Origin of the sequence: Lysinibacillus zambalensis (assembly GCF_040183165.1) — a bacterium.
In the GTDB taxonomy this organism is placed as follows: Bacteria; Bacillota; Bacilli; order Bacillales_A; family Planococcaceae; genus Lysinibacillus; species Lysinibacillus zambalensis.
This window is the reverse complement of sequence record NZ_JBEGDG010000023.1, coordinates 1-18,954: the sequence shown is the minus strand read 5'-3', so window position 1 is coordinate 18,954 and position 18,954 is coordinate 1. Positions and strand designations below refer to the sequence as shown.

Sequence of the window (18,954 nt, the reverse complement as noted above, 5' to 3'; positions counted from 1 at the left end):
TAGGGGAAGCTTAGATCAGAAGAATTTTAATAAATTTGAGATTAAAAATGTTGTATTTGGGATACAAAGCAAACTTAATTACAAATATATAGTTACAAATCAATGAATTTTGAAAAGATTGTCGAAATTGTGATTTAGCTCATTGAAATAATATACAAACAACCTTATAATGGAGGTTGTAACGTCACCAAGACAAGATAGGATGGAATTATGATGCGCTTTTTGCAAAATAAAGTTAACATTGTAATAACAAATTATACGAATTGCTATCCAGTTCTTGAGACTGGTGATTTGTAAGATATAAGCGCTGTAACGACTGTTAAGAAGTGCCTTAATGGTCTTTTTTACATGGAAGCAATAAAAATTAAAATAGTGATAGTGATGGCAAAGGAGAGTTCAAAATGTCAGAAACGAATAACCAAACACAGTCTGAACAATTAACTGTGAGTCAAGAACAATTGGATGTGCTAGATCAATTATTAAAGCCTGAGGTTCAGGAATCACTTACAACTTTAGTTGAACAATTACCAAAGTTAACTGAAATGATGACGCTATTAACAAAATCATATGAGTTTGCTCAAGCTGTTGCAACTGACGAAGTACTGAAAAATGATACTGTTGGTGCGGTAACAGAAATGGCAGGCCCAGTAGTAGGCTCAGCTAAAAATCTTGCAGCTACTGCAATTGAAGCGAAAGACCGTGCGTCTGAAAGCCAAGAAGTAATTGGTTTATTCGGTCTTATGAAAATGTTAAAAGACCCACAAGTTCAAGGTGTTTTCCGTTTTGTTAATGCTTTCTTACAAGTAAGCGCTGAACGTAAAGCTAAATAAGACTCGACTCGAGATATATTCAAAACGTACGGACGGAGGATTAATTAATCATGTCAAAAGAAATCGTCATCTTAGGTGCTGGTTACGCTGGCGTTTTAACTGCATTAACAGCACGTAAGTATCTATCAGCTGATGAAGCTAAAATTACTGTAGTAAACCAATTCCCAACACACCAAATCATCACTGAACTTCACCGTTTAGCTGGTGGTACAATTGCTGAAGGTGCTGTTGCTTTACCACTTAAAAAAATCTTTAAAGGTTTAGATATCGATTTACAAATCGCTAAAGTTACAAAATTCAACGTAGACAGTAAAAAAGTTGACCTAGATACTGGTTATACTTTAAATTACGATACTTTAGTAGTATCTTTAGGTAGCCAAACTGGATTCTTCGGTATCCCAGGATTAGAAGAAAATTCAATGGTACTTAAATCAGTGAACGAAGCAAATAAAATTAACAAACATATCGAAGACCGTATTAAAGCATATGCACAAACAAAAGACGAAGCAGATGCAACAATCGTTATCGGTGGTGGCGGTTTAACAGGTGTAGAGCTTGTTGGTGAAATCGTGGACAACTTCCCGAAAATCGCAGCAAAACACGGTGTTAACTTTGCTGACCTTAAAATTAAACTTGTTGAAGCTGGTCCAAAAATCTTACCAGTACTTCCGGATGTACTTATCCAACGCGCTACGGAAAGCTTAACAAAACGTGGCGTTGAATTCATTACTAGCACTCCTGTAACAGGTGTTGATGGTAACGTCATCTCTCTTAAAGATCGCGAACCAATCGTTGCCAATACGCTTATTTGGACAGGTGGGGTAGCTCCACTTCCAATCGTAGGCGAGTCTGGTCTTGCAGCAGACCGCGGTAAAGCTACGATTAATGAATTCTTACAATCTACATCTCATGATGATGTATTCGTAATCGGTGATGCATCTGTAGCATTACCAGCTGATGGCGGACGTCCGCTATACGCACCAACTGCACAAGTTGCATGGCAAATGGGTGAGTGCGCTGGATACAACTTATTCGCACAATACAAAAACCAAGAAATGAAGCCTTTCTCTGCAATTAACTCTGGTACACTTGCAAGCTTAGGCCGTAAAGACGCTGTTGCGACAATCGGTGCTAGCAACACACAACTTAAAGGTCTTCCTGCAACACTTATGAAAGAAGCGTCTAACATTCGCTATCTGACACACATTAAAGCGCTATTCGGCTTAGCGTATTAATTTATATTTTTCTAATTAAAACCACTTTTGCAATGGACATAATGTCTGCTGTGAGGGTGGTTTTATATTTGAGATAATTCTGTGGAATTGTGAAGAAAGTAGCAATATCTCTTGAACAAAACCGGATAAATTTGTTATTTGCTTTATTAATCGTTATAAAACAAGTAAAATTTATACATGTTATATAAGAAAATTTATCTAGAGGTGATAAGTTATGTTAACGATGTTTCAATCAAAAAAAGAGGATATAGAGCAATTTAAGATAAAAATAGATGAGCTTAATGCAAAGCTTGATAAAAAGGATCATGAATTCCAAATATTTTTAAATGACTTACATAAAGAACTTATTTCGACTATTGAACAACATGATATAGTCAATAATCAACATATAGTTTTAGGAAAAATGGTTACCAAAATTCTAGAGGAATTTAACAAAGTAGAGGATAGCACAATTCACTCTAACACTATATCTGAAAATGCACTTGAAAAAGGTAATTCTTTAATTACTTCATCAGATGAGATGGTGACACTTTCAATTGAAAGTAAACAAGCTGTCCAAGAAGTGGAGTATTTAATTGATTCTCTAGGTGAACAATCTCAAAAAACTTCATCGAGCATGAACCAATTAAGTGATCGTTCTAAACAAATTACAGAAATAGTAAAAGTTATTAGTGATATTTCCAATCAAACCAATTTACTTGCGTTAAATGCATCAATAGAAGCAGCTAGAGCGGGCGAGCATGGAAAAGGGTTTTCGGTTGTTGCCGAGGAAGTAAGAAAACTAGCAGAAAATACAAAAACTAGCACAGAGGATATAGCCAACCTTACGAAAAAAATAGAAGAGCAAATTTCAGAAGCCTATGAAGATAATAAGAACAATATGCAGTTAGTTACAGAAGGCATAAAAAAGAGTACCGAAACCTCTGAACAAATAAATGCATTATTGCTAATGATTACAAATGTTCAAGGTGAGGTGAATGGACTGCTTGATTATATCAAAAGTCAAAAAATTTCCAATGAAGATGTTATGAATAAATTTAATACTACAACGATTTTATTTGACGAGACAAATAAAGTACTAACAGATCATATAGATGAATCGGAAGTTGTAACACAAAAATTATTGGAAGCAGTAGATAAAGTAAAATGCTTTCCAACTACTTCCTAATGGTAGACGGACACTAAAATATACGGTTTAAACTTCGATAAAGGCAACCTCTTGCGGTCCTACATACAAACAAGAAGTTGTCTTTTTTATTTTCCTTTACTAGTTTAAGTGTGTGATGATTCACATTTCAAATTCACGGGGAAGAAGGATTTTTTTTGCACTTTATTCTCTAGTCTCTAAAGCTTAGAAATATTTGAATAAAATTTGGCCTTTGAAGGTTGAATAGTAAAAATAAGTAGAGTAATTGATACTAATAACATTATAAGAGCAGCAGAAACAACAACATATCGTATAGATATAATTTCAGTGGAAACCCCAAAGACGGCAGTGATGATAATAATGAACAAGGCTTCTACAAAACCATAAATACTGCCTATTCTCCCCATGCTATCGACAGGAATATTGTTTTGATAAAACGTATAGAAGCCCGTATTGGCAAAGGCCATCGCAAAGGACAAAATAAAGCATCCTAAAGAAGCGATAAGAAATGTATAAGAGGATGTGAAAATTAAATAGCCTAATGCTGTTATTAATGACCCCAAACCTATAAGCCAAGCAGTTGGTATTTTTTCAACGATCGCTGTATTCATTAAAGAACCAACTAATACTCCAGCACCTGCTATGCCCACCAAAACACCGTATTCACCTTCGGATAATGATAGTACTTGAGTAGCAAATGCAGCTTCTAAAGAATCCGTCGCTGTCATCATGACAATCATTGCACTAAATAAAAGATAGATCATCATAATATAAGGGTTTTTAAGGCTAAATCTTATAACAAGCTTCCAATCACTGTATAAAACCTTGTAGGAAAATTTCGCATCGGCCTTACTTGCCAGTTGTTGATTAGCCTCAATATTAGGCATTCCAAATGTAATACAGGCTGATAAAAATAATGCAATAGCATTCAAGTAAATTGCCATATTAGGTGATCCAATCGTAAATAGCAGTCCTGCAATAGCTGGACCAGTTACGAATGCGCCGGAATCAAGTAAGCTACGAAGCGAGTTAAAACGTTTTCTTTGTTCAACGGGTATCAATTTCGTAATGTAGGTCATCGAAGTCAGATGATACATAGAGCTAGCTATTGTGATAACAAAGACCATGAAATATATCCAAGGCAAAGTAGAGAAGAAAGGTAGTGTGACAATTAGTAAAGATTCGAAAAGGTTGAGAACAATCATGAGATATTTTTTATTTAAACGATCTATCAAACTACCTGACCAAAAACTGGCAAAAAGTTTGGATAAAGCCCTAACGATATATAAGCCAGACACAGCGATAGCGGATCCAGTAAGGTTTAAAACAATTAGATTTAAAGCTATAAAATATATCCAGCTTCCGACGCTGGATACTCCAATACTAAACAATAATATGGCCGGATAACGCCACGTTTCTATTAATTTATTCACACTCATATAAATTCCTCCCTTTAGTTATGACAAGTAACAACTAAAACAAAAAAATCCCACCCCCAAGACGATTTGTCTTAGGGACGAGATTGTGGAATTTATACTCACGTGGTGCCACCCTAGTTCACTATTATGTCGCCATAATAGTCTTTTCAGTACGGCATAAATATGTATGCTTATACTGTTTCTCTGTAACGGGAGTTCCCGTCGCATCATCATTCAAGCAGAAATCCAATGCGCTACTCCGAGGCTTGTTTCAATAATTCGTTCTTACTCGTTTTCAGCAACCCGAGCTCTCTGGGAAGAACAGCCTTATTTACTCTTCTCTTCAATGTATTTTTTGATAGTGTAGCATATATTTGTAATTCTGGTAAAGTGTTCTTTGGAATTTTTAAAACATTCCGATAAAACGCAGGATTGTTCCGATAAACTTCTAAAACATTCCGATAAATTCAGGAATGATTCCGATATTGCATGAAAAGGTTCCGATATTCTTATTGAAGATAGGTTGTAAGCTCTGTTAAAAGTGATTGGCAAAGAATCACTGACTCTACTGTATGATTTTTTATTTCAAGAGAATGGTCAGCATTTTCTACAATAGTAAGCTCAAATGAAGAAAGTAGTTCTAATCTTTCTTTAGAAAAATGAGGGTCAGCAGTACCGATTGCTAAAAATGCCTGCTTTCCAAGCAAATTTTTCATCACATGATCAAGTGACAATAGGGGTGTCAAAAGTACATAACGAGAAGGAACAGATGACACTCGCTGCATATAAAAATCTGTGATCGGTAATGTTCCGAGTGATTTTCCTATGTATACAGCTTCGGTATAAGATTTTGTGCTTAAAATAAATTCCACAATAGGGTTTGCGGCATTATAAACCATTGCTGAAATAGCTTCTGGTTCCTGTTCAAATTGTTGCGAATCAAACGTATAGCATACTTGTACTACATCATAGCCAAGCTCCAGCATCAGCTCAGTAGAATAATAAAGAAGTGGTTTTTCATACGTATAGCCAGTGCCAGAGAACATGAAGCACACCTTGTCACTTTCGTTATCAAAGTAATTGTATGGAATATCGTTGTATTGTTCTTTTCTTAGTTTGATTTTCATCATAATTCCTCCTTGTCATACCAAATTGTTGAAAGGTCGATGTGCCCTAAGTGATTGAAGTTCAATTCTAAAATATCATGAGCAAACGGAATATCGTCGAGATGTGTAAATAATGGTATCAAAATAGCTTCTTCAATTAAATAGCGGTTTAAAGAATCGAAAAGTGACGGCAATTCTGCCATCGTGGCTAATTTAAATTTTTCAAAGATATTTATAAAATAAGCATCTTCTTTGCACACTTTGTAAATTGGAGAAACTGGGCTGAACAGGTCATGCAATTTGTGAAAAGTGCTATTAACAGTTGTGACATTCGTATAAATAAATGCATCATACTTAAGAGGTTGAGGACTATCTTTAATATAATTTGATAGTGTTAATGTTTCTATTTGTGGGTGGTAACCATATTTCGCTAAAGATGAAACTAAGTGTTGGATTAAATTTAATTTCTCTTTAGGTACACCGATTTTTAAAACCTCTTTTTTACATAGAGTCGAGATAGTTTTACTAAAATTTCTTAAATGATTTTGTAATGCAAAATCATTCTCAATAGCTGTATATAAATGTTTATGTATTATGTTTTTAATATGTTGCCTTTGCGCTTTAGTAGAACAAGACTCTTTATTTTTATTTAAAATGACTGCACAAATCCCGTTTTGGATATTCATTTTTTTACGATTATTATCATTTGAGAAATTAGTTTGATAAAACGAATTAGATCCTTTTGGAAGTATGTTTAATTCTACCGTATGCAATAATGCTCGCATGCCAAAATAATTGTCAAATGCTTCTAAAACAATTTGGTGAGATGTATGTTTTGATACAGCAAATGAACCTGTTCCGAAAACTACATTATCTACAATCTTAAAGATACTTGCTTGTATATCTGTTAGTAAGTGTAGTGCATATGTGCAAGACTCCGAAAAAATAAAATCAATTGTCCACATATCAACAATAATAATTTCTCGAATAGGCTGCCACAAAGGTAGATGTAGTAATTGGCGTAAACACCAAGCTACATCATGTGCTGTTAGTAAATCGCCATTGTGGAATGCAACATTTTTTCGTAAATAAAGACGCAATGTTTCTCCATTAACTTGCCAATGGTGCGCAAGAGAAGGGAGGAGATTACCATTTTCATCTGCTTCAACTAAACGATTTGTTAAATTGGATATCAGTGCGGCGCTATAAACATCGTTTACTTGATTCGGCTGTAGAGTGTGAATAGGATGGTAGATTGGCACAATCAGATGCTCATTATAAAGGATATTGTTTTTTATATTTTGTTGATAGAGATGCTTAAATTTCACAGCTAAAGAATCTGTTAAATTAGGAAATGCAAATAATTCTTCCCAATCCATCAGAGTCATTGTTGTGAGATGAGATTTAAGCTGATCTACAATAATTTGTTCAATATCTTCTTGCCATTGAATTTTGGATAAGTGTCCACGACCATTCCCGGCATTATAAATAAGCCAATTGTGTTGCTGAAACAATTTAAGGTAACGATTCAGTTGTTTAGGACTTAACTTTAATATAGATGCTAATTGTTGGTGATGAAAATCGTTGCCTTTCTGATGACAATAGAGCGAAAGTAAATAAAACAGTGTTTTATCCTTTGATAGAAAGGTGGACATTTAATATCTCCTTTTGTCTCTTTTTGTGAAATTTGTTTTATTTTATAATCTAACTATAACAAGGGGGGAGAAATTTATGAAGGCTGTGATTATTAATGAGTTTGGAACTTCTGATGTTTTAAAGTACGTAGAATGTCCAAAGCCGACTATTTCAGCAGGGGAAGTATTAATACGTACGACATATACGAGTGTGAATTTTGCTGATATTAAAAATAGAACAGGTAATAAAGCAAAAGCAAATTTTCCAATGATACTTGGTTTAGATGTAGCAGGTGTAGTTGAAGAGGTTTTCGATAAAAATAGTGCATTTAAAGCTGGTGATGTCGTTATTGCATTCCCGAAAGATGGAGCATATGCAGAATATGTGGTAGCGAAAGAGCAGCTTGTCTTCAAAGTTCCAAATGATGTCTCTTTGGAGAAGGCAGCCGCTGTGCCAACGGTTTTGTTTTTATCCTATCTCTTAACACATCAAATCGCTCCAATTCGTACAAACGATAGCGTACTAATTCATGCTGCATCTGGCGGGGCAGGGACAATGCTTATTCAAATGGCGAAAAAGCTAGGTGCTAAAAATATTATTGGCACAGTTAGTGATATGAAAAAAGCGACAATTGCCTATGAGCTAGGTGCCCACCATATACTGACATACGATAATTTTAGTGCGCAAGTCAATGAATATACGGATGGTCAAGGTGTAAACATCATTTTTGACTCCATCGCTGGAAATATTACAGAAGAGAGCTTTCACTGTTTAGCTCCGTATGGTACGCTAGTGCAATTTGGAAATAGTAGTGGTAAAGCAGGTAATATAAAAACATCTGATTTACATAATAGCTGCCGTAATGTGAAAGGTTTTAGTCTAGGAACGACTCGAGCTTCCAAGCCAGAAATGCTACAACAAGTTACCCAAGAGATGTTTGCATTGCTGAAGGAAGAGAGCTTCCAAGTACCTATTGCGAAAATCTTTAAATTAGAGGACATGCAGAAAGCCCATGATTTGATGGAAAGTCGCCAGCATCAAGGGAAAATATTAATTAAAATATAAAGTAATCAAATCCTAGTGTAGATATAAAAAAGATGACTCTGATATTATAGAGTCATCTTTTATATCGGCATAGTTAGTGTTATTGCTTGTCTAGTTCATTGATTTTTTCATATATACGTCGTTTGCGATAGAGCATAATTCCTGCTTCAGCAACATCTTGAATCATTCCTTTATTTGCATAGGCTCCGAAAATCATCCCAGCTACCGGAATCATTTGAAACAGCTTTTTCCAGCCGAATTGATCGCGATACGTAAAAAATACTTCCTGCCAACCTTGCAGTTGTGAAATCATATCCTCCGCGGCACGATCCGTCGTATGCATAGAAGAAAGCTCTTTCAATATAGCTTCTTTGCCGACAATATCAGCAGAGGAGAATTGGAGACATTTAACGATGAAAATTCGTTCCATTTTATCGTTTGGATTATAGCCGTGAATGATCGCAATCTCCTGCAATGTTTTTAAAGCCATTCCTAAAATAAAAGGAATGTCTATAGCTAGTGTAAAGATACCACCAAAGCCGGTAGAAGCACCTTGTACTGTTGCTAACTTTACGCGTTCATTTTGAAGTTTGTCACTTAGAGCAATCATATCCTCCAAAGGAATTTGTCCTATATCAGATATGGCAAAAATTTTATGAAACGAAGAATTGTTGCGTATTTTCTGCAGCATAACCTGTTCATTAATTAAGTATTGCCCACCTGATTGAATATAGCTCCCTAATTCATCAACTAGTAATGCTATCTTATTTTGGAGAAAGGCAGGTGTCATCTTATCTAAGATTTTAAACGGAATGCGACCTAATTTCTCCCAAAACCACAAATCTTTTTGATCTTTCTCCCACGCTTGAACTTCTTGCAAATGCTTTTCTAATTGCTCGAGATTCTCCATTTTGTCTTTTCCCCTTATATGTGCATTTAGTATAAATACGAAAAGATTTTTAAAAAGGTTTCGATTGTTTTTATAAATCTTGAAATTAAGCTGATGTAGATGATTGCCAAACTGTTGCAAGTAACGCTATACCTTCTTGGATTTGCTCAAGGGTAAGCCCACCATAGCCTATAATGACCATAGCATATTCAGAGTTGTGCTGATAGGAGGTTGAACATGGGTAAACTTGGATATCTTTCTTCTGCGCAAGCCTAATCGCCTCTTGTTCAGAAAGCCTTTTTGGTAACTTCATAACGATGTGTAGTCCTGATTTTTCACCAATTACTTCGAATTCATTCGAAAAATGGGTGTTAATAGCTGCTAGTAAAGTCTGTTGCTTTTTACGATACACAGTGCGCATTTTGGCTAAATGCTTATCGAATAAACCTTGAGCAATAAAATCGGCTAACACCAGCTGATCTATTTTGGAAACAACAGATTTTTGTTCTTGATTAAAATGAGTAAAAGCTTCGACTAACGATTTAGGCAAAATCATGTAACTTATGCGCAGCGATGGGATAAGAGTTTTGGAAAATGTTCCGAAATAAATTACGCGTTGAAGTTGATCCATTTTTGCTAAAGAGGGGATAGGGAGCCCCTTATAACGAAATTCTGAATCATAGTCATCTTCAATAATATATGCTTTTACAGTAGTAGCCCATTGCAGAAGTGCTGCACGCCGTTCAACAGGCATAACCATGCCTAATGGAAACTGGTGTGCGGGTGTTGTGTATAACATGTGAATTGATTTTTTCGGTATAGTAACTCCTGAGTTATCAACAGGAATTGCATGAGTTGTTAGTCCACATTGTTGTAATGTTGCATGTACTCTTTTAAAGCCAGGTTCCTCTAAGCCAACTTGTGCTTTTGGGCCAAAAAAGTGACATAGAGCTTGAAGCTGATTTTGTGTACCACTATAAATAAACACTTGTGATGCCTCACAAGTAACCCCTCTGGATCGTTCAACATAACGAGCGATTTCCGTCCGCAATATTGCTTCTCCTTGCCAAGGACTTGTCGTTAAATTATCCACATTGAAGTGCTTTTTCAACAGCTTATGCCAGCTGGAGAATGGAAAAGCTCCCTTATCCACATGTCCGTTATTAAAATCAAATTTTATAGTATATATAGCTGATGCTTTAGCTGTGGATATGTGATGTTTTTGCTGCTGTTCCCATTCAAATTCAAAGGGCGCTATAAAATAGCCAGAGCGTTCCTTACTATAGATATAGCCTTCAGCTAGTAATTGCTCATAAGCTTCTTTAATTGTATGGACACTAACGTCAAGCGTTATTGCAAGAGTCCGTTTAGAAGGTAATTGCTCATCGGCCATCAGTTTTTTGCTTAAAATAGCTTGTTTTATTTCTTCGTAAATTTGCACGTACTTCGGTGAATCTCCAGTAAAAGAGATCGATAAATCCAAAATGTTGCACCTCCTGGTATGGTGTATTTTTTGAAAATTGGTTCTATCTATCATATCAAAATTATCGTTAAATATTGAAAAGGAGTGAAGAAAATGAAATTTATAGCACTAGAAAATGAGGTTGTATTGCTTAAGCCGTTAGAACATGGGGATATTCAAGGGTTATTAGAGGCTGCAAGTTATCCAGAGATTTGGTCACATATGTCCACAACTATAGAAAAAATGGACGATGTGAATAAATTTGTGGATAAGGCATTACTAACAAAACGAGAAAAAACCGAGTTCCCATTCGTAGTTGTGGATAAAAAATCTGAACAAATCATCGGTTCGACTCGATTTATGGACATTGATGATACGCATAAACGGCTTGAAATAGGAACTACATGGATTTCACCTGCTTTTTGGCGTACAGCTATTAATACGAATTGCAAATATTTATTATTACAATACTGCTTTGAGATATTAAATCTACAGCGTGTACAAATTAAAACTGATCATGAAAATGTGCGTTCACAAAGGGCAATTGAGCGTCTAGGAGCAACAAAGGAGGGGATCTTACGTAATCATATGGTGCGTAAGGATGGCACAACTCGTCATACTGTGATGTACAGCATTACGCTACAAGAGTGGCCACTAGTGAAAAAGCATTTGCAGCAGTTGCTAATTGACGCTACCGAGAAATTTGGATAAAGAAATTATTATACTAAAAAAAGAATGGTCATTAGTCGACCATTCTTTTTTTATAAATATATCCTACTACAATCCAAGTTACTATTGACCATGCGATGATAGTAGCTATTGGAATAATGACATCCATTGTTGTGTATGTGCCTTCTAGAGCTTCACCTAATACTACCAATTGGGAACTTGGTAACCATTCAGCAATCTTGAAAATCGGGCTAGTAGAAGGTAGAGCTAGTGCAAGAGGACCACATGAGAAAATTAGGATAACAGGTAGTATAATAAGAGATCCTTCCATAATCGTTTTGGCGAATAATCCACATAATGTTCCCATTGCAATATAGAACACAGTTGAAACTATTAAAGCGATAGCTAAGATGAAAAGGTTAGCTGGGTTATAGCCAACGATGAAAATAGTCAATGCTACGATTACTATCGTAATAATAAAGACAAACAAGCTTTTACCAATTAAAATATCGCCAAGTGAAGCAGGGGAAAGCATCAAACTGCGAAGCGTATTTTTTTCTTTTTCTTCAGCAATTAGACAACATTGTACATAGGTAGTCACCATAGAAAATGCAATATTAATTGAAAGGAAATAGGTTGCGATAGTAGCTGAGCCCGTTTTACTATATAAAAATGCCAAAATAAGTGGCATAAATACCATAATGGATACCGCATAGTTACGTGAAAATTCCTTATAATCCTTCATTAAAATAGCTTGAATACGTGTCATTGAAAGGTTCATACTAAATCACTCCCTGTTATTTGCATAAAAATATTACCTAGTGTCGGCTCGTTTGTATAAATGCGAGAAACTTCGTTAGATTGCATCCAATGAAACAGCTTTTCTGCATCCTGCTTTCCATTTTGAATGACTTCGCTAGCGCCATTTTTTAGTTCAACTGTAATAGACTCATCACCAAACTCTTTTTTCAAATCTTTTGGCGAACCAATTGCTCTAATTTTACCTTTATGTAAGAAGGCGACACGATCACAAAGTATTTCTGCTTCACTCATATCATGTGTTGTTAAAAATATTGTTGTACCCATCTCGTTTAATTTACGCAAGCCGTTATAAATATGCTGTGTATTAACGGGATCGAGTGCAGAAGTTGGTTCATCTAAAAATAATAGTTCTGGTTTATGCATAATGGCACGTGCTAGCGTAACACGTTGCATCATTCCTTTAGAAAGCTGACTAATTTTCTTTTTACGATCACCGTATAGGTTAACAAAATCCAAAGCATCTTTGACGGCTGATTTAGGTAATTGATATAAATTACTGAATAGTAATAAATTCTCCTCGATTGAAAGTCGTGTATATAGTCCGCTATTATCTGTTAAAATACCAAAGCGTTTACGATTGTTACTTTGTTTCATCTCATTTGCTGGGCGGCCAAACAATAAAACGTCGCCATCAGTTTTTTCAGTTTGTGCTGTTAATATTTTTATAGTAGTCGTTTTTCCAGAACCACTAGGTCCAAGAAAGCCAAATATTTCTCCTTTTTGAATGGTAAATGAAACATCCTGTAATGCTGTTTCCTTATTAAATGTTTTTTTCAAATGCTGAACATCGATCACTGCGTTCATTTGAAAACCTCCCTGTGTTGTTGTTGATGTCTCAACTATAAGGGACAATGAAGATAACAACATTAAATTACAGGTGAAAGGCAGTGAAATGACCATTAGTGGTGAAATTTTTCAGCTGACAGGAGTCGTTTATTTCCTGGGAAATCTACTATATTCCGAGTATTTCCTTTAAATCTGCGAGTTTGTTTTTCGACAAAGGTACTACGGTCTTTTCAGTGCTATTCAAAGCTAAGCTGTAGCTATTGCGAGTCCACGTAATGATTTCCCGTACCTTTTGTAAGTTAACGATATAAGAGCGATGACTTCTAAAAAAGCCGAACGGTGTCAATTTTTGTTCAAGCTCATTTAGTGATAATGTGCATGGATAGGCTTCACCTGTAACATACAGTGAAACAACACCCTCAACACTTTCGATATAATCGATTTCAGGGGGATTAAATAAAATGATCTTATCGTTCTTCTTTGTAGGGATTTTATCAAGTCGAATCGGTGTACTTTCAAGAGAGGGAGAAGCTGGTTCTGTCTCATCTTCTTTCACATCTAATGCATGTAAGCCCATTGCATCCAGTCTATGTATTTCTGTACTCGAAACGATTAAATCCTCGAAATTGTTAGATAGTAAAATGACTGTTTTATTTTGCTTTTGAAGGACATCCAATAACTGAATGGCTTTTTGTTTGGAATACTCATCTAGATTTTGGAAAGGCTCTTCTAAAACTTGTATCGGTGCCTGATTAAGATATGTATGCATTAATTTTAAGCGTTGCTTTTCGCTATTTGAAAGCTTGCTAATTTTCATGCTTTTTTGCTCCATTAAAGCGAACAATGCTAATACATCCTCCATCTTTTCAGAAGAAGCATTGAAAAGCTTTAAGCAAAAGTTGATGTATTCTCGAACCGTCAATCGCTCATACAAGGCATTTTCACGAAAATGTGTATATGTATTACTTTGCTTCGCAAACCACTGGATTAATGTATGTATTTTCGACACATCCGTATAGATGCCAATAATAATACCAGGCTGCATAGATAGGTGAAAGTTTGGATAAATTACATTTCCTCCTTCTATATAAGGGTCAATAATTATGCTTTCATTTTGGTCCATCGTGTAGTCCTCCTTGATGTTTAATTTCAAAAAATTGTGAGATTTCAGCCTGTGCCTGTAGATAACTTTTATAACAGTAGTTTGGATTATTGCAGTCCATAAAACCATGCAGACCTAGATATTGACTCGTATGAACAAGTGGTAATGTTTCGAGTGTTTCTTTTAATTCATGGACATTAAAACTTTTCTCATCTCTTGGAAAAATGACGAGTGTCGGGCAAGAGGGGATTACATCCAGGTATTGTCGAATGCGTGACCCATAAACGCAAACGATCCCTTGTAATGGCAATGTTGATAATCTCCAAGCTAATGTTGCACCCACGCTAAATCCGATTAACAGCACTTCGTCATAATATGATCTTGCCTCCAATACTTTTTCGGTTAATTGTTCGAGTGGAGCATCAAAGCCAATTTCATTTATGAAATAATCATAAGCCTGCTGTTCTTGTTCGTATGGGAATATTCTATTGTCTGAATATAAAGTAATGCACTCAATAGTAGTGTTGGCGTTACTGTATGCCTCAGCTTGCATTTTTATAAAATCATTGACTCCATAAATCTCATGTAATATAAATACTTTCCTTTTCATTTTGACCTCATTTTGTTTTTTCAAATAGTGTATCAAAAAGTAATCATATAGTATATTTTATAAAATTTTGGTATTCAATTTATTATTTTAAATTTATTATTTGGTGATTGATAAATTTGCCTTACATAAAAAGTGAAAAATCCACGCAGACTTTTGTGGCTATTGATTTGACCACAGAAACCGGGGTGGATTTTTTGTTAATAGAAGACTTTATTTTGAAACTTTAGACATAAAACCTTTCATTTCCATACTAAGCGTAGTAAGCTCATCAATAATTTCACTAAAGTCCTGAACAAGTTGTGTCTGTTCATTTGTGGCACCATTTATTTGAGTCATGTTTTGCTTTAAATTTTCAAGATTATGATTGATGCTTCGAAGTGAGGATTCAATGTTATCAGTAGCAGTAGTTGTTTCGGTAGAAAGCTTGCGAACTTCTTGTGCGACTATATTAAATCCGGCACCATGCTGACCTGCTCGTGCTGCCTCAATCGATGCATTTAATCCGAGTAAATTGGTTTGACGAGAAATATTTTTAATTAAATCGGTAATACCATTTGTTTTTTCAGCATCCTCTAAAGCAAATTGTGTTTGCTTATTAATTTCCTCGCTAGTTGCAGCTAGCTCCTCCGAATGAGAGGCAATTGTATGTACTTTATCCTGTAGGTTATGGATAATATCATTCATAGTAAGAATATATTTCTCCATTTGTAGCGAATGGTCAATAGGTACTCCAAAGGCTAGCGCGCCTACGATTCGTCCATTTTCACGAACGGGAAAAGAAAATGCGTTAAATTCCACACCATAAAATTCTTTTGGTACAGGTTCATCAGTGCTTTCTCCTTTAAGTGGAAGATGTAAAATTGCATCACCTGGGAGAATTTTTTGTCCAATTTTATAACCAGAATCTATCCGTTTCCCAGGTAAATAAGCAATAATACTCTCACTCTCTTTATCTACTAATCCAATCATGGACTCGCCCTTCATAGCTAAATGAATGTAGGGCAATGACGCTGATAATGCTTCAATAATATTCATAATAACCTCCTCAGTATATGTAAGCCCTATTAATTGAGCCCCATAATTTTGTCCTTCTAAAAACGTAATTTTTTGGAAAGTAATACTTCTCTAATTGTATGAAAAAAGGAAGAGAATAAAAAGACTATCTTAATACCATTATCCTTTTAAATTGTACGAAATTAAGGTTTTATATGTTTCATTTATTTAAATAAGTTTTGGATTTTGCGTAGTGCTCTTTACAATAACGAGGGGTTGATTTCCGTTCCTCTATCGCTGAACCCCAAGGAGTCGCCCAGCCGTAACGAAGATAAATCACTTCGCCAAGCGTATATCTCCGGTATGACATTTTAATTTATAGTAATAAAACTATATGTTTTTTGCGAAAGCAGGGGTACGCTCGCGTCACTGTTAAAAGTCTATTTGTTCAAATATCCGTGATAAGCCATAGCGTTCATTTTTAAAACGCATAAAATTGATAAATCTTTCGCAAAGCTTAACATAGCTTTCTCTTTTTTGGACAACCTAAACTAGAAATAATAGCATGAGGTGATGATCATGAAAATAGAAAGGTCGTCCGAGTGGGAAGAAGGCTTTATCAATAAACTAAATCATCTTGAAAAGTGGGATAGCTGGACATTGTACAAGATGAATTATGACATTGTGAAAATGAAGTTAATTACTGATTTCACAGGTTTACAGGCGACAAAGTATTTACCGAATTTAAAGCCACTGAAACACCAGTTGGAAGCGGCAGAAACAGTCATTGAACGTATGAATGGAAAGGCGATTCTAGCTGATGAGGTAGGTCTTGGTAAAACAATTGAAGCAGGTTTAATTTTAAAGGAATATCTGATTCGAGGACTCGTTAAAAGAGCGTTAATATTAGCTCCAGCATCTCTTATTAATCAGTGGATTGAAGAATTAAATAGTAAATTCCACATTCCAGCAATAGCTTATAAAAAAAATGTGTCGATTGAGCGCTATGATGTCCTTATTATGAGTATGGATACAGCGAAGAAGAGTCCTCACAAAGAGCGCATTTATGAGCAGAATTACGACATGATTATTATCGATGAGGCACATAAACTAAAAAATCATAAAACCCAAATTTATGAATTTGTACAAGGCTTAAAGAAAAAGTTTTGTTTATTATTAACGGCAACACCGATTCAAAACGATGTTTTTGAATTATTTTATCTTATTTCTTTACTTAAGCCTGGTCATCTTGGCAATTATGATACATTTCAATCTGCATTTTCGGCAAGTAAGCATGATTTAGAGCATAACGATTATTTAAAGGAATTAGTGAATCAGGTGATGGTGAGGAATAGGAGGGAGGACACGGGCATTGAGTGGACTAATCGCCGTGTTCAAATTGTCCCTATTCGATTTACGAAGGAAGAAGAGGAAGTTTATAATCTGCTCGGAACGCTTCAAAATACAGGCTCTTTTTCAATGATTACATTGCAGAAGGAAATGTGTAGTAGTAAAGAGGCAACAGCCTTGACGTTATCTAAAATGCATGAAGACAATGCACAATCACAAGAAATTGAAGATATACTAGCAAAATTAATGGCATTAGAAGTGAATTCAAAGGCGAAAAAGACACTTGAAATAGTCGAACAGGCCAAGGATAAAGTGATTATTTTTACAGAGTATAGAGCTACTCAAATTTATTTGCAATGGTATTTACATTCTAACGGTATCACAAGTGTTCTGTTCAACGGTAAATATAATAAAAGCAAACGTGATTATATGAAGCATCTTTTTAAGGAAAGGGCGCAGGTTCTAATCGCAACAGAGGCAGGCGGTGAGGGGATTAACCTTCAATTTTGTCATCATGTCATTAACTATGATTTGCCCTGGAACCCTATGAAGCTAGAGCAACGGATTGGTCGTGTGCATCGCTTAGGGCAAGAGCATGATGTTCATATTTATAATCTCGCTATAGCCAATACAATTGAAGAGAATATACTGGCATTACTTCATACGAAAATTGATGTTTTCGAAAAGGTAGTAGGCGACTTAGATGCGATTCTATCTAACTTTAAAGAATCTGTATAGTGTAAGGGAGAAGGACTATGTATCCACAGCAAGTTCATAGTTATTTACGAGAATTTTTTAATGAAAATGATTGCCCTATTTTAAGGGAAGATCAGCATTATCTCACGGTACAATTAACTGTTGATATTGATAAAAGAATAATGAATCGCCCTTTTTATTGGCAATACGTAGAAGCTACAAATACGGAGGCAAATCCAGCCCAAGTAACTTTCATTACAGATCAAACGGCATCAGCTGGGAGCCTTTATGGCGAAGCTATTCATTTCGGTTCTCCGAGAATGAACCAGCTTTTTCAAGCAACGAGGGAGCTAGGAGCTTATGTTCAGCTTTTTGAGAAGGTGGATACCGCAATAGGGCAAGTTATCCTTACGCCATGGTTAGGTGTTAATTTTAAAGTGTCGTATTGCTGCGACCAAACGAAAGAAATGCTTTATTCATTTGGTATAAACTTGCTAACTGGGGTCATAAAAGAGGATTTTCATGAAACGATATGTACATCCGATTTTGACACTGTTCCAGCAGATAATGCTTTTCATGTACAATTTATTATAAAGCCCCTTAGAGCACTTGAAAGATTAAATGCTACTATTGAAAAAATCATTGAACAAGATGATCATTCATGGGCTACTGAAGCCAAAAAACGATGGCAACGTGATCAGCGAGTACTCGATTATTTTTATGAAGAGGAAGATGACAAACCCGAATGCTATGATGTTGAAAAGAAGGCGTTAGAGGAACAATACGATACAAAAATTAAAATAGAAATTATTAATGGTGGAATATTTTATCTTTATTAAACGAGGAGCTGTCCTATTAGGAGGGACAGCTCCTTGTCATTTAATCTTCTTCAAAAATACTTTGTAGTTGCGCCAATTTATTATCCGATACGAAAAATATAAACATTTCTTAAAAAATGTAGACATCTCTACTGTGACACAACTTATATCTTCCGACTTTCGTATTTGTGTCTTCCTTATTCTCTGAGTCTGGTTTCGCAAAAAGCTACTGCCATTTAGTATGACTCTCCAAAGGCTTAAATTACGCAGTATCGTTGCGTACACATCTAAGGCTTAGTGTCAGTTAATTTCCTTAGATTGAGTAATTTGCTAAGTTAATGC

17 protein-coding genes and 1 other annotated feature are annotated in these 18,954 nt (G+C 35.4%); of the genes, 7 read left to right on the top strand and 10 right to left on the bottom strand.

Annotation, left to right across the window (positions count from 1 at the left end; genetic code table 11):
* Nucleotides 1-401 precede the first annotated feature (401 nt).
* The 3 genes from ABNX05_RS21545 to ABNX05_RS21535 all read left to right on the top strand — a co-directional run bounded on the left by ABNX05_RS21545 (nucleotide 402) and on the right by ABNX05_RS21535 (nucleotide 3,233).
* Complete coding sequence (locus ABNX05_RS21545) at nucleotides 402-830, top strand: helical membrane plugin domain-containing protein (RefSeq protein WP_079563022.1); 429 nt, start codon at nucleotides 402-404, stop codon at nucleotides 828-830.
* Nucleotides 831-880: 50 nt separating this feature from the next.
* Entirely contained in the window at nucleotides 881-2,065 is a 1,185-nt protein-coding gene (locus tag ABNX05_RS21540) for an NAD(P)/FAD-dependent oxidoreductase (protein ID WP_349661596.1), read from the top strand.
* Between the two features lie 214 nt (nucleotides 2,066-2,279).
* Entirely contained in the window at nucleotides 2,280-3,233 is a 954-nt protein-coding gene (locus ABNX05_RS21535; RefSeq protein WP_349661595.1) for a methyl-accepting chemotaxis protein, read from the top strand.
* Between the two features lie 176 nt (nucleotides 3,234-3,409).
* On the opposite strand, the gene ABNX05_RS21530 is transcribed toward ABNX05_RS21535, so the two are convergent.
* From ABNX05_RS21530 to ABNX05_RS21520, 3 genes are all read right to left on the bottom strand, one after another.
* Nucleotides 3,410-4,651 (bottom strand): MFS transporter, encoded by a 1,242-nt coding sequence (locus tag ABNX05_RS21530; protein WP_349661594.1) that lies wholly within the window; start codon nucleotides 4,649-4,651, stop codon nucleotides 3,410-3,412.
* 70 nt (nucleotides 4,652-4,721) lie between these two features.
* Nucleotides 4,722-4,986, bottom strand: a binding site (T-box leader).
* A 153-nt stretch (nucleotides 4,987-5,139) separates the two neighbouring features.
* Nucleotides 5,140-5,760, bottom strand: a complete 621-nt coding sequence (locus tag ABNX05_RS21525) for a hypothetical protein (RefSeq protein ID WP_349661593.1) — start codon at nucleotides 5,758-5,760, stop codon at nucleotides 5,140-5,142.
* Complete coding sequence (locus ABNX05_RS21520) at nucleotides 5,757-7,391, bottom strand: ABC transporter substrate-binding protein (RefSeq protein ID WP_349661592.1); 1,635 nt, start codon at nucleotides 7,389-7,391, stop codon at nucleotides 5,757-5,759. Before ABNX05_RS21520 ends, ABNX05_RS21525 begins: the two co-directional genes overlap by 4 nt.
* Nucleotides 7,392-7,467: 76 nt before the next feature.
* On the opposite strand from ABNX05_RS21520, the gene ABNX05_RS21515 reads away from it, so the two are divergent.
* Nucleotides 7,468-8,436 (top strand): quinone oxidoreductase family protein, encoded by a 969-nt coding sequence (locus ABNX05_RS21515; RefSeq protein WP_349661591.1) that lies wholly within the window; start codon nucleotides 7,468-7,470, stop codon nucleotides 8,434-8,436.
* 79 nt (nucleotides 8,437-8,515) lie between these two features.
* Here the strand turns inward: ABNX05_RS21515 and ABNX05_RS21510 are convergent, their stop codons facing one another.
* Together ABNX05_RS21510 and pdxR are read right to left on the bottom strand one after the other, a co-directional pair.
* Entirely contained in the window at nucleotides 8,516-9,325 is an 810-nt protein-coding gene (locus ABNX05_RS21510; protein WP_349661590.1) for an EcsC family protein, read from the bottom strand.
* 85 nt (nucleotides 9,326-9,410) lie between these two features.
* On the bottom strand, nucleotides 9,411-10,787 hold the full coding sequence (gene pdxR / locus ABNX05_RS21505) for a MocR-like pyridoxine biosynthesis transcription factor PdxR (protein WP_349661589.1): 1,377 nt from the start codon (nucleotides 10,785-10,787) through the stop codon (nucleotides 9,411-9,413).
* A 93-nt stretch (nucleotides 10,788-10,880) separates the two neighbouring features.
* On the opposite strand from pdxR, the gene ABNX05_RS21500 reads away from it, so the two are divergent.
* Nucleotides 10,881-11,477: a GNAT family N-acetyltransferase gene (locus ABNX05_RS21500; RefSeq protein WP_349661588.1), complete on the top strand. Its 597-nt coding sequence runs from the start codon at nucleotides 10,881-10,883 to the stop codon at nucleotides 11,475-11,477.
* A 31-nt stretch (nucleotides 11,478-11,508) separates the two neighbouring features.
* Here the strand turns inward: ABNX05_RS21500 and ABNX05_RS21495 are convergent, their stop codons facing one another.
* The 5 genes from ABNX05_RS21495 to ABNX05_RS21475 all read right to left on the bottom strand — a co-directional run bounded on the left by ABNX05_RS21495 (nucleotide 11,509) and on the right by ABNX05_RS21475 (nucleotide 15,790).
* Nucleotides 11,509-12,216 carry an ABC transporter permease gene (locus tag ABNX05_RS21495; protein ID WP_349661587.1) on the bottom strand — a complete coding sequence of 236 codons (708 nt, stop codon included), beginning with the start codon at nucleotides 12,214-12,216 and terminating at the stop codon, nucleotides 11,509-11,511.
* Nucleotides 12,213-13,061, bottom strand: a complete 849-nt coding sequence (locus ABNX05_RS21490; RefSeq protein ID WP_349661586.1) for an ABC transporter ATP-binding protein — start codon at nucleotides 13,059-13,061, stop codon at nucleotides 12,213-12,215. Before ABNX05_RS21490 ends, ABNX05_RS21495 begins: the two co-directional genes overlap by 4 nt.
* A gap of 148 nt (nucleotides 13,062-13,209) precedes the next feature.
* A complete protein-coding gene (locus ABNX05_RS21485) occupies nucleotides 13,210-14,166 on the bottom strand; it encodes a LytTR family transcriptional regulator DNA-binding domain-containing protein (RefSeq protein WP_349661585.1) in 957 nt (318 codons plus the stop codon).
* Nucleotides 14,153-14,755: a dienelactone hydrolase family protein gene (locus tag ABNX05_RS21480; RefSeq protein ID WP_349661584.1), complete on the bottom strand. Its 603-nt coding sequence runs from the start codon at nucleotides 14,753-14,755 to the stop codon at nucleotides 14,153-14,155. Before ABNX05_RS21480 ends, ABNX05_RS21485 begins: the two co-directional genes overlap by 14 nt.
* A gap of 210 nt (nucleotides 14,756-14,965) precedes the next feature.
* On the bottom strand, nucleotides 14,966-15,790 hold the full coding sequence (locus ABNX05_RS21475; RefSeq protein ID WP_349661583.1) for a methyl-accepting chemotaxis protein: 825 nt from the start codon (nucleotides 15,788-15,790) through the stop codon (nucleotides 14,966-14,968).
* 531 nt (nucleotides 15,791-16,321) lie between these two features.
* Between ABNX05_RS21475 and ABNX05_RS21470 the strand changes: the two genes are divergently transcribed.
* Together ABNX05_RS21470 and ABNX05_RS21465 are read left to right on the top strand one after the other, a co-directional pair.
* Nucleotides 16,322-17,836 carry a DEAD/DEAH box helicase gene (locus ABNX05_RS21470; RefSeq protein WP_349661582.1) on the top strand — a complete coding sequence of 505 codons (1,515 nt, stop codon included), beginning with the start codon at nucleotides 16,322-16,324 and terminating at the stop codon, nucleotides 17,834-17,836.
* 17 nt (nucleotides 17,837-17,853) lie between these two features.
* Nucleotides 17,854-18,633, top strand: coding sequence for a YqhG family protein (locus ABNX05_RS21465; protein ID WP_349661581.1), 780 nt, complete (start codon nucleotides 17,854-17,856; stop codon nucleotides 18,631-18,633).
* Nucleotides 18,634-18,954 lie beyond the last annotated feature (321 nt).

What these genes read in the sequence shown, in the direction of transcription:
- ABNX05_RS21545 (WP_079563022.1), top strand. Translation starts at nt 402, where the DNA reads ATGTCAGAAACGAATAACCAAACACAGTCTGAACAATTAACTGTGAGT.
- ABNX05_RS21540 (WP_349661596.1), top strand. Translation starts at nt 881, where the DNA reads ATGTCAAAAGAAATCGTCATCTTAGGTGCTGGTTACGCTGGCGTTTTA.
- ABNX05_RS21535 (WP_349661595.1), top strand. Translation starts at nt 2,280, where the DNA reads ATGTTAACGATGTTTCAATCAAAAAAAGAGGATATAGAGCAATTTAAG.
- ABNX05_RS21530 (WP_349661594.1), bottom strand. Translation starts at nt 4,651, where the DNA reads ATGAGTGTGAATAAATTAATAGAAACGTGGCGTTATCCGGCCATATTA.
- ABNX05_RS21525 (WP_349661593.1), bottom strand. Translation starts at nt 5,760, where the DNA reads ATGATGAAAATCAAACTAAGAAAAGAACAATACAACGATATTCCATAC.
- ABNX05_RS21520 (WP_349661592.1), bottom strand. Translation starts at nt 7,391, where the DNA reads ATGTCCACCTTTCTATCAAAGGATAAAACACTGTTTTATTTACTTTCG.
- ABNX05_RS21515 (WP_349661591.1), top strand. Translation starts at nt 7,468, where the DNA reads ATGAAGGCTGTGATTATTAATGAGTTTGGAACTTCTGATGTTTTAAAG.
- ABNX05_RS21510 (WP_349661590.1), bottom strand. Translation starts at nt 9,325, where the DNA reads ATGGAGAATCTCGAGCAATTAGAAAAGCATTTGCAAGAAGTTCAAGCG.
- ABNX05_RS21500 (WP_349661588.1), top strand. Translation starts at nt 10,881, where the DNA reads ATGAAATTTATAGCACTAGAAAATGAGGTTGTATTGCTTAAGCCGTTA.
- ABNX05_RS21495 (WP_349661587.1), bottom strand. Translation starts at nt 12,216, where the DNA reads ATGAACCTTTCAATGACACGTATTCAAGCTATTTTAATGAAGGATTAT.
- ABNX05_RS21490 (WP_349661586.1), bottom strand. Translation starts at nt 13,061, where the DNA reads ATGAACGCAGTGATCGATGTTCAGCATTTGAAAAAAACATTTAATAAG.
- ABNX05_RS21485 (WP_349661585.1), bottom strand. Translation starts at nt 14,166, where the DNA reads ATGGACCAAAATGAAAGCATAATTATTGACCCTTATATAGAAGGAGGA.
- ABNX05_RS21480 (WP_349661584.1), bottom strand. Translation starts at nt 14,755, where the DNA reads ATGAAAAGGAAAGTATTTATATTACATGAGATTTATGGAGTCAATGAT.
- ABNX05_RS21475 (WP_349661583.1), bottom strand. Translation starts at nt 15,790, where the DNA reads ATGAATATTATTGAAGCATTATCAGCGTCATTGCCCTACATTCATTTA.
- ABNX05_RS21470 (WP_349661582.1), top strand. Translation starts at nt 16,322, where the DNA reads ATGATCATGAAAATAGAAAGGTCGTCCGAGTGGGAAGAAGGCTTTATC.
- ABNX05_RS21465 (WP_349661581.1), top strand. Translation starts at nt 17,854, where the DNA reads ATGTATCCACAGCAAGTTCATAGTTATTTACGAGAATTTTTTAATGAA.